Source organism: Planctomyces sp. SH-PL14, assembly GCF_001610835.1.
GTDB lineage: Bacteria > Planctomycetota > Planctomycetia > Planctomycetales > Planctomycetaceae > Planctomyces_A.
Map to the genome: position 1 here is coordinate 3,536,609 of NZ_CP011270.1, position 17,046 is coordinate 3,553,654.

The 17,046-nt window shown below is 66.6% G+C and carries 15 protein-coding genes; 2 read left to right on the forward strand and 13 right to left on the reverse strand.

Annotation, left to right across the window (positions count from 1 at the left end):
- Positions 1–152: 152 nt before the first annotated feature.
- On the reverse strand, positions 153–1,619 hold the full coding sequence (locus VT03_RS13790) for an Ig-like domain-containing protein (RefSeq protein ID WP_075093509.1): 1,467 nt from the start codon (positions 1,617–1,619) through the stop codon (positions 153–155).
- A gap of 120 nt (positions 1,620–1,739) precedes the next feature.
- Complete coding sequence (locus VT03_RS13795) at positions 1,740–2,768, reverse strand: DUF1559 domain-containing protein (RefSeq protein ID WP_075093510.1); 1,029 nt, start codon at positions 2,766–2,768, stop codon at positions 1,740–1,742.
- Between the two features lie 673 nt (positions 2,769–3,441).
- On the opposite strand from VT03_RS13795, the gene VT03_RS13800 reads away from it, so the two are divergent.
- Positions 3,442–5,859: a DNA translocase FtsK gene (locus VT03_RS13800; RefSeq protein WP_075093511.1), complete on the forward strand. Its 2,418-nt coding sequence runs from the start codon at positions 3,442–3,444 to the stop codon at positions 5,857–5,859.
- 347 nt (positions 5,860–6,206) lie between these two features.
- On the opposite strand, the gene VT03_RS13805 is transcribed toward VT03_RS13800, so the two are convergent.
- Positions 6,207–7,487 carry a hypothetical protein gene (locus VT03_RS13805; RefSeq protein ID WP_075093512.1) on the reverse strand — a complete coding sequence of 427 codons (1,281 nt, stop codon included), beginning with the start codon at positions 7,485–7,487 and terminating at the stop codon, positions 6,207–6,209.
- A 253-nt stretch (positions 7,488–7,740) separates the two neighbouring features.
- A complete protein-coding gene (locus VT03_RS13810; protein ID WP_075093513.1) occupies positions 7,741–8,787 on the reverse strand; it encodes a DUF1559 domain-containing protein in 1,047 nt (348 codons plus the stop codon).
- Positions 8,788–9,308: 521 nt separating this feature from the next.
- On the opposite strand from VT03_RS13810, the gene kdsA reads away from it, so the two are divergent.
- Positions 9,309–10,148, forward strand: a complete 840-nt coding sequence (gene kdsA / locus VT03_RS13815) for a 3-deoxy-8-phosphooctulonate synthase (RefSeq protein ID WP_075093514.1) — start codon at positions 9,309–9,311, stop codon at positions 10,146–10,148.
- Positions 10,149–10,151: 3 nt separating this feature from the next.
- Here the strand turns inward: kdsA and VT03_RS13820 are convergent, their stop codons facing one another.
- The 9 genes from VT03_RS13820 to VT03_RS13860 all read right to left on the reverse strand — a co-directional run bounded on the left by VT03_RS13820 (position 10,152) and on the right by VT03_RS13860 (position 16,710).
- Positions 10,152–10,571 (reverse strand): dual specificity protein phosphatase family protein, encoded by a 420-nt coding sequence (locus tag VT03_RS13820; RefSeq protein WP_075097111.1) that lies wholly within the window; start codon positions 10,569–10,571, stop codon positions 10,152–10,154.
- A 28-nt stretch (positions 10,572–10,599) separates the two neighbouring features.
- Complete coding sequence (locus VT03_RS13825) at positions 10,600–11,064, reverse strand: hypothetical protein (protein WP_075093515.1); 465 nt, start codon at positions 11,062–11,064, stop codon at positions 10,600–10,602.
- Positions 11,065–11,131: 67 nt separating this feature from the next.
- Entirely contained in the window at positions 11,132–11,683 is a 552-nt protein-coding gene (locus VT03_RS13830; RefSeq protein ID WP_075093516.1) for a hypothetical protein, read from the reverse strand.
- Positions 11,684–11,796: 113 nt separating this feature from the next.
- The gene (locus tag VT03_RS13835; protein WP_075093517.1) at positions 11,797–12,693 is read right to left on the reverse strand and encodes a hypothetical protein; all 897 of its coding nucleotides are present in this window, start codon (positions 12,691–12,693) and stop codon (positions 11,797–11,799) included.
- Between the two features lie 122 nt (positions 12,694–12,815).
- Positions 12,816–13,457 carry a hypothetical protein gene (locus VT03_RS13840; RefSeq protein ID WP_075093518.1) on the reverse strand — a complete coding sequence of 214 codons (642 nt, stop codon included), beginning with the start codon at positions 13,455–13,457 and terminating at the stop codon, positions 12,816–12,818.
- Between the two features lie 59 nt (positions 13,458–13,516).
- A complete protein-coding gene (locus VT03_RS13845) occupies positions 13,517–13,756 on the reverse strand; it encodes a hypothetical protein (RefSeq protein WP_075093519.1) in 240 nt (79 codons plus the stop codon).
- 119 nt (positions 13,757–13,875) lie between these two features.
- On the reverse strand, positions 13,876–14,355 hold the full coding sequence (locus VT03_RS13850; RefSeq protein ID WP_075093520.1) for an SRPBCC family protein: 480 nt from the start codon (positions 14,353–14,355) through the stop codon (positions 13,876–13,878).
- A 23-nt stretch (positions 14,356–14,378) separates the two neighbouring features.
- The gene (locus VT03_RS13855; RefSeq protein WP_075093521.1) at positions 14,379–15,179 is read right to left on the reverse strand and encodes a hypothetical protein; all 801 of its coding nucleotides are present in this window, start codon (positions 15,177–15,179) and stop codon (positions 14,379–14,381) included.
- 88 nt (positions 15,180–15,267) lie between these two features.
- On the reverse strand, positions 15,268–16,710 hold the full coding sequence (locus VT03_RS13860) for a right-handed parallel beta-helix repeat-containing protein (RefSeq protein ID WP_075093522.1): 1,443 nt from the start codon (positions 16,708–16,710) through the stop codon (positions 15,268–15,270).
- Between the last annotated feature and the right edge of the window lie 336 nt (positions 16,711–17,046).

The following is a 17,046-nucleotide window of genomic DNA, read 5'->3' on the forward strand; positions in this document are numbered from 1 at the left end:
CGCTAGACTCCCTCCTGTTCAGTCTATTTACGTCGGATCGGGGTCGCGGTGCAAATCCTTTGCCGACGGATTCGCGATGGAATCCGAGCGAACCGGTCGTCACCGCGCCCGCGCGGAACAGACCGCCGCCGAGGCCCCCCGCCGGCGATCCCCTACTTCCCTGTTCCCGACTTCATGACGACGTCGAACTGAGGATTGGCCCCCTCGACGACGTCGAACGTGTTCTTCGATTCGCGGCCCCAGGCGGTCGGGACCTTGTTCTTCCCCTTTTCGTCCATCATCGGCTGGACCGAGACCCGGTTCGTCCCCAGGAACGTGCCGGACACGGTGTCGACGTAGGTCAGCGAATAACGCCCGTCGGCGTCCGTGAGCCCCGTCGCGGTCCGCAGGGGCAGCCCCCGGGAGACCTTATCCCGCTTGTACTCCCGCTTCTCCGGAGCAAAGTAGACCGTCGCCCCCGACACTGGCTTTCCATCCAGCGTCACAACGCCGCTCACCTGCCCCAGCGGCGGGACTTCGAGCTTCGGCTGGTTGAGGTACCAGTAAAGTCCTGTGCTGAACCCGAGGGACACTACGAGGAGCGACCACCGCCGCCAGCCGACGGCCCGGATCGCCTTGCGGATGTCGATCGGCTCGCGCTTCGCCTCCTGCGGCAGCTTGACCATCGTCGGCTGCGCGGAGGGCATGTCGGCCAGATTGGGATCGGCGACGACCGCCGGTGCGACGGCCGCCAGCGTGGCGCCAGCGGCGGCCGCGGCAGCCGACGCGGGAGGAGCGGTCGAGGCCCTGGTCCCCCACCGCCGCGGAGCCGGGGGAGCGCCGGGACCGGGAGGTCCCTTGGGAGCTTCCGGCGGGGGAGCCTCCGCCTTGGCCTTCTCGGCCATCAGGAAGTCCGCGGGATCGAAGTTGGGATCCCCCTCCGGAGCCGGTACGGCGGCCGCGGGGGCTTCCGCAACGGCCGCGACAGCAGGATCCGATTTCTTGGCGGCCGGGGCGCTCTTGGCCGGAGAGGGGGCGGGGACGGCGGCCTTCTTCGGCTTCCCCTCCATCAGGAAGTCGGCGGGGTCGAAGTCGGCCTTCTTCTCCGCCGCGGGGGCGGCCGCCGCAGTTCCGGCCGGTGCGGCTGCCGCTGCCGCAGGTTTGGCCGCGGGCTTCTTGGGGCCGTCTCCCATGAGGACGTCGGTCGGATCGAAGTCCTCGTTCTTCTTCTCCGGTGCCGCGGCCTTCGCCGGCGCCTTCTTGGGGCCGCCGGCCATCAGAACGTCCGTCGGATCGAACTCATCCGCCGGAGGCTTGGGGGGCGCCGCGGCAGCGGGAGCTGCGGCCGGAGCGCTCGCGACCGGAGTCGCCGTCGACGGAGCCGGCGGAGCTTCCGGCCCCTTGGCGGCCGCCGCGGCCGGAGCCGATGCCGCCGCAACAACCGGGACCGCGCCCGATGTCCCCACATCGTCCGGCCTGGAGATGATGTTCGGCTGAGAGTCGCTCGTCGACGCCGCCGTCGACGGGCTGGGGACGATGAACTTCGTCTTGCAGGTCGGGCACTTGTTCGGCGTCCCCGCCAGATCATCGTTGATCTTCAGGAGCTGACCGCATTTGACGCAGTTGTATCGAATGGTCATGTCGAGCTCGTTGAGAGCGGGCCAAAGGTCTATGGACTCGAGACGAGAGACCAGGGAGAAGAGTGGAGAAACGTCGGCGTCTGATCCCTAGTCTCTAGACCCTGGTCCCTCGTCCCGCCTTCAATCCGGCAACCGGACCGGGACGCCGCCGTTGGCGGAGCCGAGCTCGCGCCACGTGCTGAGGCTGATGTTGAAACTGACCGCCCGGGCGCTACCGTCCGCCAGGCAGACGTTGACGATGCCGGGATGGGAACTGTCCGCTTCGTCGAAGTGGCCCGGCTCTCCCCCGGTCGGAGGGGCGGGGACCAGGCCGCGGCTGAACACGACCCCGGTGTGCGGCAGGAGCCGGCAGCTCATCAGCGTCGCCGGACCGCCCCACGCCCAGCCGTCGCTGCTGATCTGACTCTCCGGGCCGGCTGAATCCGTCAGCCGCCGTTCGCAGATCAGCATCGTCTGCGAAGCTCCGTCGCCGATGTCCTCCAGCCGGATCCGCGAGTTGACGCCGAAGATCCCGGCGTTGAGCGGGTCCTGATTATACGGCGACCAGCCGTCGCCGCCCGCCGTCGCCGCGACCTGCTCGGGGCTCAGGACGTACGTGGCCCGGGTCTTGTCGTCGAACACGATCCCGGAACCCGCGCACCCGGCGTAGTCGTTCCCCCCGCCGGTCCAGTCCGCCGCGACCCGCTGGACGTTCCCGTAGACCGCCGGCGAAAGGTTCGTCCGCCGCGACGGGCAGTAGAGCCCGGCGATCTCGACGGAGGCCGCCTGGGCATTCCCCAGGACGTTCTGCTTGAAGTTCCAGGACTTGTGCAGGGCCGCCTGCTCGATGTGCGGAAGGACCTGGACGATCCAGCTCGTCCCCTGTCCGCCGGGCGTCGGCTTGATCGCCTCGGCCGGGTCGGCGCAGAAGCCGGGAGCGACGTTCGTCAGGAACTTGCTGTTGAGCTGGCCGGGGGGAAAGACTTTGTGGGTGGTCTGGTAGGTGTGGACCCCCGCTCCCAGGCGGCGGAGATTGTCGAGGCAGGTGGTCTGCCGGGCTGCCTCGCGGGCCCGGTTGACGGCCGGGAGCGCGATGGCGGCCACGATCGCCAGCACCGCGAGGGCGATGACGAATTCCACGAGCGAGAATCCTTCGCGCTGCACGTTCATCCGAACCTCGCCCGCGACTGCGGGCCTTCGTGTTTGCACCGACGCTCGACGGGACAGGATGCCAGAACTGGCGGGGTCGAGCGGCAAAGCCCGATCTTGCGGGGTGCAGGGAAGGAAAGTCAACCGATGACCGCGTTCTCGCCGACACGACTCTGCTCGCTCAAACCCGACGTGCCATGGCAGCCGGGGGTCAAGGGGGCACTCCTGTGAGGAACCGCGGGACACAACGGACGTCCGCTTTGTGGAACCGGCGTTGAGAATTCACTGCTCGCGTCGCAATCCCGCGGGTTGGTGAGGGGGCATACGGCACGGTGTCCACGCTTGGACACGATCCCCTTCAGACATCTCTCGACGGCCAGGCCTCCGGCGGGCAAAGGGGCGTTGCCCCTCTGCACTCCCCACCAGGGGTGACCCCCTGGACCCCGATCTTGAGGCCATCTGGCAGCCGCGTTTCAGAATCCACTGCCACCCGGCACACGATCGTCATTCACCGCCAGGTTTGCCGGACACTCACATCGCGTGCCGCCCGCTCGTCCCGCCCCCATTGGAAAACTCCCCGACGGAATCGCCCTCGATTCCCCGACTTCCCCAAGACAGCTTTCACCCGAGTGATACCCTTGCGCGGAGCGCGGAAGGCAGGGAGGCAAGCGCGCCCACCCCTGCGGACCGCGCCATGTTGGACTTCAGCCGCGTCAAAACCGACCTCTTCGCCCTCGCGCTGTTTGCCGCGGTCTGCTTCTCCGCGCTCAGCCTCTACAGCTTCGACCCCGCCGACTTCCCCTCCACGCAGGTCTGGCCGCAAAACCCGCAGATCCAGAACCTCTGCGGAGAGAAGGGAGCCGCCGTCGCCCTCGGTCTCCTCACCGCCTTCGGCACCGGCGCCTGGGCCCTCGTCGCCGCCCTGTTCCTCTTCAACCTCCGCCTCTTCTGCCGCGAGAACGTCAGCGACCTCCTCCTCCGCGTCCTCGGCATCGTCATGATGGCGGCCGCCTGCTCCATCGCCTTCCAGCTCCTCATGCCGACCCTCGGCCGCGGACCGGTCGTCGGCAGCGGCGGCTACGTCGGAGCCTGGAGCCGCGCCTGGATGCTGGAGCATCTCTCGACCGCCGGCTCCCTCATCGTCGCCGTCACGATCTTCGCCGCCGGCCTCATGCTCGCCGCCGACCGGCTGTTCCTCCGCGTCGCCTACACGGTCACGATTGCCCCGCTCGTCCTCGTCCTCAGCCCGATCCTCACCCGCCGCGCCCGGACCGTCGAAGACGCTCCGCTCATCGAATCTCCCAAACCGGCCGCCGAAGCGGTCATCCCCGTCCCCGCCCCCGAACCCGTCGCGCCCCCCGAGCCGGAACCGCTCGACGAGGAACCCGAAGAACCGGAACCGCTCCCGGTCTCCGTCGCGCCGCCGGTCGAGCCCGAACCCGCGGCCCCGTCGAGCCCCGGCCCGATCCGGTCGCTCCTCTCGCTCTTCGCGCCGGGCCTGGCCCCGGTCGCCGAGGCTGAGCCGGTCGAGGAAGCGGTCACGCTCCCGATCACGACGCCGTCCGGGTTCAAGATCAACCCGCCGGTCGCCTGCCCGGTCAGCGTTCCGCAGTCCGCCACGTCGCACGAACTCCCGCCGATCGACCTCCTCGAAGAGGGGGAAGAGTTCCCATTTGAACTGCTCGCCGAGAAGGCCCAGCAGTCCGCCGCCGTCCTGGAGAAGACGTTCACGCAGTTCGGCCTGAACGTGAAGGTCACCGAGATCAGCACCGGTCCCGTGGTCACGCTCTTCGAGCTCGACCTCGAGCCGGGCCTCCGTGTCGCCAAGGTCGTCGCCCTGCAGGACGACCTCGCGATCGCGCTCCGCGTCCCGGCGGTCCGCGTCGTCTCGCCAATCCCCGGCAAGAACACGGTTGGCGTCGAAGTCCCGAACTCCAAGCGAGTCATGGTCCGGATGCGGGACCTGATGGAGTCCGGCGGCGAAGCGCTCGAGAAGATCCGGATTCCGCTGTTCCTCGGTCAGGACGTCACCGGCCGCGCGCTCGTGGTCGACATGGCCAAGATGCCGCACCTGCTCATCGCCGGGCGGACGGGAACCGGGAAGAGCGTGTGTCTCAACACGCTCATCCTTTCGATGCTGCTGACGCGCACGCCCGACGAAGTGCGGCTGCTGATGATCGACCCCAAGATGGTCGAGCTCAGCCCGTACACGCGGCTGCCGCACCTGATGCACCCCGTCATCACCGACATGAAGAAGGCCGAGGCGGTCCTCGCCTGGGCGGTCGACAAGATGGAGGAGCGGTACGACCTGCTGGCCCGCGTCGGGGTACGGCATATCGACAATTACAACAAGATGGGCCGCGAGAAGGTCCTCGACCGGCTGGGAATCTCGCCCAACGATCCGGAAGCGGCCGACATCCCGGAGAAGATCCCGTTCATTGTGATCATCGCCGACGAAATGGCGGACATGATCATGACCTCAGGCAAGGACGTCGAAGGGCACATCATCCGTCTCGCGCAGAAGTCGCGGGCGGTCGGGATCCACCTCGTCCTGGCGACCCAGAAGCCGACGGTCGACGTCATCACCGGCCTGATCAAGTCGAACCTGCCGGCGCGGATCGCGTTCCAGGTGGCGAGCAAGAACGACAGCCGCGTCGTGCTGGACGAGAACGGTGCCGAGCGGCTGCTCGGGCACGGGGACATGCTGTATCTCGCACCTGGGACCAGCGCGCTGACGCGGGCCCAGGGGACCTATGTCAGTGACGAGGAGGTGAACTCGGTCATCGAGTTCTTTGCCGATCAGCCGACGCAGTATTCTGCCGAGATTGAGCAGGCGACGTCCCGGGCCGAGGAATCGGATGAGGACGAGGAGGGACCGCGGGTCCGTGATCCGAAGTATGATCAGGCGGTCGAGATTGTGATTCGTGAGGGGCGTGGGAGCTGTTCGTTGTTGCAGCGGACGATGGGTCTGGGATACGGCCGGGCGTCGCGGATGATCGACCACATGGCGGCGGATGGGATTGTGGGGCATCACAATGGGTCGAAGCATCGGGATGTTGTGATGACGCTGGAGGAGTGGCATCAGAGGAAGAACGAGCTCGATGACGAATAGGCCGGTTGCTGATTGAGCCGGGTCCAGGGGCACCCTGGTGGGGGGATGCAAGGGGGGCGACGCCCCTCTTGCCCGCCGGAGGCCTGGCCGTCGAGAGATGTCTGAAGGAGTGAGTGTCCAAACGCGGACACCGTGTCGGATGCCCCCTCACCAACCCGCGGGGATTGCAGGGCGAGCGTGGAGTAATCAACGCCGGTACCACACAGGGGTCGTCCGTTGTGCCCCACGGTTCCTCGTGGAAGTGCCTCCGGCGGCAAGGGGGTGAGACCCCCTTGACCCCGGCTGCCGTCGCACGTTGGGTTTGAGCTATCAGCGCCGCGCCGGCAAGGACGCGGTTCGTCAGCCATTCACGAACCGGCGCCGACCAACTCCCCCGTCAACATCCCCAGAAACCGCTCCGTCGCCGCATACGACAACCCGCGCCCATCCCCCCGCGACGACAACGTGAGCGTCCCCCCATAACCGATCGCCACCACAGTATTGTGCGTCAACGGCCGCCGCGGCGGCGCACAAGCCAGCGACGTCACCCGCAACCCCGCCGTCTCCCACACACCATCGCGCGTCGGCAACCGATCTGAGAAGACGGACGCCACGTCCCCGATGTTCGAAAGCACCGCCGTCGCAAAGCACTTCGTCGGCGGCAGTAGCCACCGCGTCAGCCGCAGCCGCTGGAACCGGTTGATCATCTTCAGCACGTTGACAATCTGCAGCCGGTGCCGACGAAGAAAATCGAGCTCCTCGTGGACCTTCGCGTCCAGGTCCGGCCGGCGGATCGCCTCGGCCGTCCGCGCGAGGAACTTGTAGCTGATCTTGTTACAGGCTGGCAGATCCCGGTCCTCAGCAGTCCGACGGCTGATCGGAATGATGAGCCGGTAGAGATCCCGCGGATCGACCGGCCCATGCTCCTCCTGCCACCGCAGAACCGTCCGCAGCATCGCACACGCCAGCCGGTCGTTGATCGTCATCCCGACGGCCCGCGACCGGGCCTGAAGCTCCTGAAACTCCTCCGCCGTCAGCGTCCGGATGCAGTGCCCCGGCGGCGTCACCGGCACCGGATTGCCCACCGCACCGGCCAGCGGCTTCGGCCGAGCCTTGTGAAGGATTTTCCGGACCTTCTCCATCCGCTCGGCAAAGGAGTGCGGAGACCGCACTCCCGCGAGGTCAGCCCGACTCCGCAGACGATCCAGGTCCGGCGGCGGCAACTCGGGAGGCACATCGCCGCCGCTCCCTTTCGCCCGTCCATAGGCATTCAGCCAGTCAACCACAAAGGCCACCATCCCGAGCGCATCCGCGCACGCGTGATGAACAAACAGCAGGATCCGCGACGTCTCTCCGCGGGTCTCAATCGCCGCCCGACACCCGGGCGAAGCAGTCAGGTCGAGGAACTCGTCGCCCTGCGGAACGAGATGCCGATTCGGATCGGTCACGACGGCCAGCGGCGGCAACGTCGCAACCGGCTCCCACAGCGGCGACCGCCCCCAGCGGGGAACGATCCGCGCCGCCATCAACGGATGCCGGGCATAAGCCGCCGGCAGCGCCGCGGCGAGACAATCGAGATCGACCGCCCCCGCCAGCCCGACCTCCAGATAGCTCACCATCGGATGCGACCGCGACTCATCGGTCAGCATGTAATGCTCAAACCCACTCGCCACCAGCGTCCCGCTGGACCGGGTGGCCGTCGCACGATGGGTTGCGCTAAGGGAGTCCATTCGGCGGGAACGGTGTCAGAGCGAAGGGACGGGAGGGCGAAGCTCCTGCTGAGCCGCGAGCGGGTCAACGACGAGCGATGCGGAACGTGACTCCCCGTTGGAGTCCGCCAGGACACGCTAAAGCGCGAACTCCCGCTCGTCCACCCGCCGCGGCAGGAGAAGGTCACGGCGATCACGGACCGGGAATGTCCACGGTCTCGCCCCCGGTGGCGGTCAGGAGGGCTTTGAGCACCGCGGGATCGGTGTTCGAGCCCAGGAAGCGGACCGCTCCGTCCCCCATCACGTATTGAGCGCCGCCGGAATGGTAGGAGGACATGACTCCGTTGGATCGCCCGGGCTCGTTCCCAGGGAGGTTGATTCCGATCGGCACCTCGTTGAGGTCCGCGTCGCGAGGTTCCGTCCAGACGATCTCCAGTCCACACCCCTCCATGACGGCGATCGTGTAGGACGTGCCGTCGAAGACTTCCTGCATGTGCCGGCCTCGACCGCGAATCAGGAACGTGTCCGGGCCATCGGGAGCAACGTAGGCCGAGTAGAACCGGCGTTCCGAGTCGGTCGGCTGCGGATTGGACGGGCAGGAGTAGACCCGCGCGGTCGTCTCCCGGGCGATCTCCGTGTTGGCCGGTGAGTTCCAGTCTTCGTCGTCCCGATAGCGACGGCGCAGCGGCTCGTGGTCGATGAAGGGAAGCAACTCGACGCGCCAGGAGCGCGGATGGGTCATCTCGTTTGAAGCGAGCGCCGGCAAGTGCCGGTATCGGAATTCGTAGTTGTGGAGCGCGAGTCCGATCTGTTTGAGATTGTTCTTGCAGACACTGCGGCGACTTGGTGTCGGGGCTTCCGAGACAACCGAATGAAAGGCCCATGTGAGGAAGGTGATGCACGAGATCATCATCAGTCCCCCGATGGTCTGAATCAAGGAGAGTGGGTGGTCCGCGCGAAGGCGACGCCAGGTCGTGCAGGCCACTCCGGTCAATCCCATCGCAATCAACAGGGGTTTGGCGAGTGAGTTTAGTTCGAGAATCCCGGCCCCCATGAGGATGACGGCGGTCCACAGAATGAACTGCGACGGTGTCACGGGACGGCGGTTCTGCCAGAGCAGCAGCGTGAGAAGCGCGACGAAGATGACGACGAGGTGCCCGCCGGAGGCCGTGAACCAAGCGTAAAGTCGCTCGATGAGGTGGCCGAGCGACTCGGGTGGGGGAAACGGAAACTCGTTCATGTGTCGCTGGCCCTCAATCAACAGCCACGGTCCCTTCACGTCTTTATACGACAGAGGCAGCCGCACCGATAACGCTGTTTTCAGCACGTGCCCGAACGTCGTACAGAGCGTCCCCCTTAGCCGGGGTCCAGGGGCACCCTGGTGGGGAGTGCAGAGGGGCAACGCCCCTTTGCCCGCCGGAGGCCGTCTCGCCGGGAGATGTCTGAAGGAGAGCGTGTCCAAGCGCGGACAACGTGCCGGATGCCCCCTCACCAACCCGCGGGGATTCCAGAGCGAGCGGTGAGTCCTCAACGCCGGTGAGACAAAGGGGACATCCGCTGTGTCCCACGGTTCCTCACGGAAGCGCCTCCGGCGGCAAGGGGGTGAGACCCCCTTGACCCCGGCTGCCGTCGCACGTTGGGATTGCGCAGTCACGTCGTGCCAGCCAGAACGCTGTTCCGGCCCACGAGATACGCGGCCCCACCCAATTCCACTATCATCCCCGCCGAAGGAGTTTCTCAAAACACTCAGGAGGAGATCGCGTGTCCTACCGTACCGTTCCCGTCGGCCCCTATCGCTGCGGACCGCTCGAACCGCTGCTCTTCATCATCGGGCCGTGCGTGATCGAGAACGAAGAACTCATCACCCGCGTCAGCGGCGAACTCGCCGAGCTGAAACAGAAACGCAACCTCCAGCTCGTCTTCAAAGCCAGCTACGACAAAGCCAACCGCACCAGCATCGACAGCTTCCGCGGCCCCGGCCTCGAAAAGGGCCTCGAAATCCTCGCCCGCGTCACCGAGCGGACCGGACTCCCCGTCACCTCCGACATCCACGGCCCCGAACAGGCCGCCCCCGCCGCCCGCGTCCTCAAGATCCTCCAGATCCCCGCCTTCCTCGCCCGCCAGACCGACCTCGTCATCGCCTGCGCCGAAGCGGCCCGCGAACACGGCGCCGCGGTCAACGTCAAAAAACCGCAGTTCGTCGCCCCCGAAGACGTCGTCCACGCCGTCAAGAAGTGCGAGCAGGCCGGCAACCCGAACGTCATGCTCACCGAACGCGGCACCATGTTCGGCTACGGACGGCTCATCAACGACATGCAGTCGATCCCCGTCATGCAGTCCCTCGGTTGCCCGGTCATCTTCGATGCCACCCACAGCGTCCAGCGCCCCGGCGGCAGCACCACCGGCGGCAACCGCGCCATGGTCCCCATCCTCGCCCGCGCCGCGGTCGCGGGAGGCTGCGACGGCGTCTTCCTCGAAGCCCACCCCGATCCCGACAAAGCCCTCAGCGACGGCCCGAACCAGGTCCGCCTCACCGACGTCCCCAAACTCGTCGACCAGCTCGTCCGCCTGCGGGACCTGGCCCTGGAGTGGAAGGCCTGACCCTCAGTCGCCGCGCAGCTGACTCTGAATCGACAGGGCGAGTGCCGGAGACACGTCGCACGGCCCCACCTCGGCGATCCGCTTCAGCGCGGCCTCAAAGGAGACCGAGCCGACTTCGGCGAGCGCCGCGGCACCGACGGCCACCGATCGGCTCATTCCGGCGCTGCAGCACACAAGGCAACGTCGGTTGGCCTCCAGTCCCTGCACAACCGTCCTGACGGCAAGGTCCAGCCGCCAGGGAGGATTGCCGGCATCATCCGAGAGCGGGATCCGACAGTAAACGAGGTCGCGCGGCAGCGATGGAATCGGCTCGTTATCCGCCAGATCGATGATGATCTCAACTTCCACCTCATAGAGGACATGCGGGGCCCGCAGGTCGCCCGCATTGCCGATCCATAAGCTGGTTTCCGGAATATGCCGCACGAGGTAGCTCCGTTCGGGAGTCGTCGGCTCATTGTGGCCGTACAGACCGACCCGCTCCAAGCTGCAGCCGGTCGGCGAACTCGTCGAAGGTCGCCGCCATCTCCACCCACTCATTCGGTCCGTCGTGTGCCGACCACTTGAGCCGCAGCATGCGCGGCGCGGTCGGGTTCCGGCTGTAGTCGAGTAGGATGGGAGAGTCGGACCCCAATCCGAAGTCCCCGATCCCAATGCAGGCCGCGGGTTGGATCTGCTCGAGCGCGCCGTATTTGCGGTAGAAGGTCTCCCCCGGATCGGCCACGACCTTCGCGATCGTCGAGAACGGTGGAGGCCAGAAAAAGATCGTCGATTCCACGGGAACCAGCCGCTGGACAAGATCCGGCGACGCAAGAGGATGGCTGTTCTGCCAGTTCGTTTCGTCCAGCGTCCGTGGCCAGACCCCGGCCTCGATCAACGCCACCAGACGCACCGGAAGAGTCAGGTTCCCGACACGCATGCGATCCCTCTTCCCCCCGGACCGGTCGACCGGTCCGGCGCGGCGATGCGGCGCGAACCGGCCGGACTCACCGTACGGAATCGGTCTGTGAGCCGCGAGAGGCCCGCGCCGCCGCGAACTCGCGGTCCATCGCCAGGGTCCGTTCGACCACCGGGTTCCACGGAGCGGGCCACTTCGACCACCACTGCAGACGCCACTCCGAGGAGAGATCCCCGTAGACCGCAAGCTGGTACCGCGTTCCATCAAGTCCCCCTCCGCCGCTGAGATCCGGCGCCAGCGGGAGGCTTGTGGAGATGAGATCCCCGAACAATCCGGCCAGTCGCTCGGAGGAGAAGGAGACCCGGTCGTAGCCGATCAGCTGCGGCTCCCACTCCTCTGAGACCACGGCAGACGCGTACAGCGCCCAGTCACCGCTCTGGCGGACTTCCCAGGCGCGTCCCGGCTCGAAGGAGGGACAGACCACGATCTGAAGCCGCCGCATCCCGAGCCCGACGGCAAACAGCGAATGATCAATTCGCCGCGGTTCAGAACAGGCTCGACTCCACTCGGCCGCGTCCGTCTGCGATCGCCAGCGCGCCTCTTCGAGACGCTTCCGTTCTTTGCTGCTGCAATTGCCCATGACATCTGACGTCGAACAACGGGAGGAGAAAAGGGGGAAGGGGAGCGGCGGGGTGGCGGGAGAGTCCTGCTCGCGAGACTCCCGCACTCGCGAACAGCGGTCCGATGGGAGACTCACGGTCGATCGGCCGGCTTCTCGTCCGGAAGCTCGTCGATCGTCCGGGCGCGGTAACAGGTGTAGGTCTTGTCCGGCGTCTGAAGCAGCGTGTAGTTGTTTTTGATCTCCACCTTCCGCTGCGGGTCATCGAGTGACGACCAGAGCGGCTTGTCGTTGTACCGGACAATGAGGTCCCGGTCGGAGAACCGCAGCGCCGCCGCCTGCCAGGGGGACCCGCCGCCGACATCCGGCATCGTCCTCAGCTCGATCAGGAGAATCGCCTCCGGGTCCGTTCCGGCCGAGCTCACCATCGCAAAGAGGGCTCCCTGACGGATCGGGCCCTTCTCCGGCTGGTACTGAAAGAGGGGCGTCGGCAGCAGCCGCAGCTCCCACACCTGCCCTTCGCCGTTCCGGCTCTCCGCAGAGAAACGCCGCGCCAGCTGCCGCATCTGCGTCAATCGCGCGGAAGCAGTCTCGGCCGGAGCAGGAGCCTCTTCACATGAACTGAGGACGATTCCTGCCTCGGGAGCCCACTTGTACTGACTGTTCGTCGGCGTCACCGGATAGAGCCGACGGGGCGAGAGCGTGTGAAACTCGTGGATCAGGGCCCGCCGCCCCGGCTGATCGGCGGCAATCGAGAAGATCGTGCCGATGGCCTCGGGCCGGCCCTCGGCGGTCCAGACGAACAGATGCCCGTGCTGCTGCTTCTGACTCGCCTGGTTCGTCCAACTGAAGATCGGCTTCGTCCGCAGCTCAAGCGGCCGGGTCTGTTCCTTGTCGAGGAACATGCGGTACGACTCCGCCTCCCGGGTATGCAGATGCAGGAGCGCCCCCGCGGCCGGTTCCGCCGCCGCGGAGCGGATCAGGATCCCGCCGATCAGCACTGCCATCGCCCACTCGATCCGGCTCATCATGTCGGAGCTCCCTGGAAACTACAGACAGTGTGTCTATTTTTGACGCGGGCGGCAAGGGGGATCCGCAAAAGAGGACTTCCACCCCTTCGAAACGTGTTCAATGTGCCGACGGGGAGTCGGACTCAGGTCGATAGGAAGGAGTGCCTGCCGAGGAGCGTCCGAAGGGAGTCGACGGAGACCCCGTGCTGCCTGGAAATCGCGACCGCGTTCTGACTCACCGCCGCGAGACCGGTGACGTCCATATCGGGGACGAGACCTCCGATCATCTTCTGCTCGACGGCGGCGTAGGACTCCGGGAACGGAATGCTCATCCACTCGCTCTGGTGCTCGAGCGGAGACCGCACGATGAAGGTCGGCCAGCCCGGAAACCGGAGGCCGTCGACGTCGCAGCCGTAGAACTCGCACCATCCGAGCTTCGCCTGGGAGAAGTCGCACCGCTCCACGGCACCGGGCGCGCCGCGGGAGGCGGGAAGGCCGCGGGGACCGAACTGGCAGTTGTCGATCTCCCCCACGAAGCGGCATCCGCGGAGGACGGTGTGGCTCCACGAGAAGCCTTTGAACGGCTTTCGAAAGACGAACTCGCAGTCGATGAACGTCCCTTCGTGAAAGACCACGCCGCGGGCCGGTCCGTGGAGAACGAGACGGCACCGCGTCAGCGTGGAACCGTGCGAGACGTAGTCGACAAAGCGTCCCCGGACGAGGTCGATCGTCTCACCGTCGAGATGCTGCCCGAGGATCCTGGTGTTGGCGGACGGATCGGTCATGGCGTCGGCTCCCACAAGGCGCCGAGTTCCGCGGAGCCATCGGGCGGCGCGGAGGAGCCCTATTGGCCGGGGAGCGAGACGTACCGGACGACGAGCCATGCGGCGAGCCCGATTGTGTAAGCGGAGCAGAGGAGCGCACCGGCGACCGCCAGCGTCCGGGGCGTCCCCTTCGTCTCGCGGGTCTGCGAGACCGCGGCCATCGAAAGAAGCGGAGAGAACGGAAGAACCCAGAAGGCCGCGAGACTCAGCAGCGGCAACAGCGCGGGATGACAGCGAAGCGGGCGGAGAGGCGCGTTCACGAGATCAGGTTCCGGAGAGGGAGAAGACCTGGGCCGACGATCCGTGGATTCATCTTACTGCCGCCCCCACGGCGTCACGAAGCGAAATCTCTTTCGGAGCGGCCGAACAGCACGATGCATCAGCTCGAGGCGGGAGCGTTTCCTCCGCGTTCGACGAACGCCGCCAGCTTTCCGAGAGATTCCCGCCAGCCCAGTTCGTTGTCGGCGGGGGAGACTCCCGTCGGAACGTTGTCGTGGACCGCGAAGAGTTCCGTACCGCCGTCGACATCGGAGAGCGTCATCGTGACGGTCATCGCTCCCTGCATCGCCGGGTTGTCCGTCTCGAACTCCGTGACTTCGACGACCTGCTCATTCGGGACCAGCTTCGCGAACCGGCCATGGTAGGTATCGGTGTGCGATGTCGTCTTGCCGGTGCCGGTCGGAGCGTCGTAGGTCAGGGAGATCCGGTACGCACCTCCCTCCCACGGCTCAAACACGTGGACGTGGCAGGTCATTCCAAGCGGCACTTTCCATCGGGCGATCGCCTCGCGATCGATCAGGGCCCGATAGACGGCGGCGCGGGGAGCATGGATGTGGCGGCGGATCTGCGTGGACGGCATGTCGGGGGTTCTCGCGTGACGTTTCAGGCGGGCCGCAGAAGGGCAGTCGGCGCATAGAGAGCTTCGGCATCGAGATCAGACGGATCGAGTTCGCCAAGCTGGATCGCCAGGCTCGCCAGTCCCAGGGCCGGCAGGCACAGGTACGTGCTGCAGTCGGTCCAGCGGTCGCGGGCCCTGGCCATCCTGGTGTGGAAGGCGAGCAGCGTCTCGATCTCTCCCGCGGCATCCCCGCCGGTGGCGATTGTCACGATCGTCGCGGCGGTCTGCTTGTCCAGCTGCGATCCCTTGCGGACCTCGAGCTTGCGGGCCTCTCCGGCGGCCCGCTTGCGATCCTCCTGTACAAGGGCATTCAGCGCTTCCGAGATCGTCTGCTCATTGGTCGTGCAGACTTCCGACTGGGGAGCGACGAGCGAGGCTCCCGGCTTCGATCCCGCCAGGGTGACGAGCGCCCGAGTCTCGGGCAGGCCTTGAACGACCAGGCTCGTCAGGACCGCCTGAAAGCTGTCGCGGGAGGTGTAGCCATCCTCAACGACCGTCTCTTCCGGGAGCGGCTTGCCGTCCTTGTACGGCGTGCGGAAGTAGTGCGACGTACCGCGACGGGAGAAGACTTCGCGATAGGCGGGCACCGACTTCTCGAGGGCGCTGCGGCATTCCGTCAGCGGGGAGGCGAGTGCATAGGCCAGGCCCGCCAGTCGGCCGAGATCGTGGGCGTGAAAGAGCCACTCGCTCTGCCTCGCGGTCTCGCTCGCGAACGCGGCGATGCGCGACGCGACGTCGTCGTAGTGCGTCCGGCAATCGCCTTCGAGAAGATAGGAGAGCCGCATGACGTTCACCGGTTCCGGTGGCGCTGCCGACGCCGCATTGGCCATCACTCTGCGGCCGGGGCAGCGGAGAATCAACCCGGCCCCCGGGTCAGGGAACGCTGCCGAACGCCCCGGGGAACAGGACCGTCTCCGCCGGACGCCGCTGTGCCGGGCGAGTCGGCGTGGGCGGTTCGATCGTCAGGACGTGCGGCGAGGGAAGGCCGGTCGCCGGGCGCGGCTGGCGGGCCGCGGCGTTGGCACGAAGGCGGAAGTCGAGTCCCGCGAGGTTGACGAAGCCGGGATCGGTTGCGGCCTCCGTCCCCTTCTTGCCGATCAGCGTGTCGTTGTCGGTCACACTCCCCTGAATATCGCCGTGGCACTTCTTCCAGCCCTCCTTGAACCAGTTCCCCTGGAGGTGGGCGTCCCCGGTCTCATCGAGGATCGAGAGCATCCGTCCTTCGGCCTCGACGTAGACGATGTTGTTCTGAGCCTCGACCCGCTGGCGGTTCGTCGAGAGCCGGAACAGGCAGGTCTTCTCCTTGCGGAAGGAGACGACGGTGTTGTTGCAGAACCAGAGCGGTCCTTGGCGGTTGTTGGCCGGGATCCCGCTGTCGCCGCCAAAGTGGACGATCTGGTTGTTGTCCTTCCCCTCGTACTCGACGAGGACGTTCCCGTAGACAAACGCCGAGTCGTACTCCGCCTTGCCGCGGAGGTGTTCCCCTTCCTGGGCATCGACGAGGTCGAGCTGCCGGTTCCCCCCTTCGATCCAGTTGTAGCGGACGACGAGTCCGGCGGAGCGGTCCTTGAGTGCGGTCCCGCCCGCCCCTTTGACGAGCGGGCCGAAGCGGCAGGTCTGGAACGTGATCCCTTCGGTTTCGGTGTAGGAGTTGTGTTCGAGGATGCTGCCGGCGACGCCGTTGTCGTGGATGTGGCAGCCTTCGACGAGGATCGACTTGGTGTCGTGGCTGGAGAGGAAGCCGTTGCCGCAGTGGTGGAAGCGGCAGTTGCGGAAGACGAGGTTCTCCCCTTTCTCGACGTAGATCGCGGAGGCGTTGCCGGCGTACTCCGTGAGCCCGTCGCGGCCGAGGAAGAAGACGTCGTGGCGGGCGTTCGTGATTTCCAGGTTTTCGATGGTGATCCAGGCGGGCATCGTGTCGTCGGGGTGGTTGGCGCCGCCGATCTTGATGACGCCGCGTTTTTCGCTCCAGAAGTTGAGTCCCGGGGGTGTGACGGCGTTCTCGCCGTCGAGGATCGGGCGTTCGCCGTTGGGTCCGAGGATGCCGCGGATGATGATGGGCTCCGCCTGGGTTCCACGGCGGCAGAGGACGAATTTGTTCCGGTACGGTTCGGGGCGGGCGACGATTTCGACGATGTCGCCTGGGAGGAGGCGGTCCCAGGGGACTTGGGCGAGTGAGGTCCGGGTCTCGGCGGGGCCGATGCGGTAGGTCTCGGCGCGGGCTGAGGGAAGGGGGCTGGCGAGGAGGGCGGCCAGTCCGGCGAGGAGTGTCCACAGGCGGGCTGGGGCTTGTTGGCGGGGGGGCGACCCGTTCATGGCTGGCTCCGGCGCGAAGGAGGGGGTGTGCGGGAACTCAGATGGGCCCGAAGCGTTGGCGACGGGGTGAGGAGAAGGTTAGGGAGTCATCCACCGCAGGTCTGCGCTCAGCCTCAGCCTCCCCCTCTTCACCGGGTCCAGGGGCACCCTGGTGGGGAGTGCAGAGGGGCCTGTGTTGTTTTTCTGGCCCTTTGCCCGCCGGAGGCCGTCTCGTCGAGAGATGTCAGAAGGAGTGCGTGTCCAAGCGCGAACACCGTGTCGGATGCCCCCTCACCAACCCGCGGGGAGTGCGGAGCGAGCGTGGAATCTTCAACGCCGATACCACAAAGCGGACGC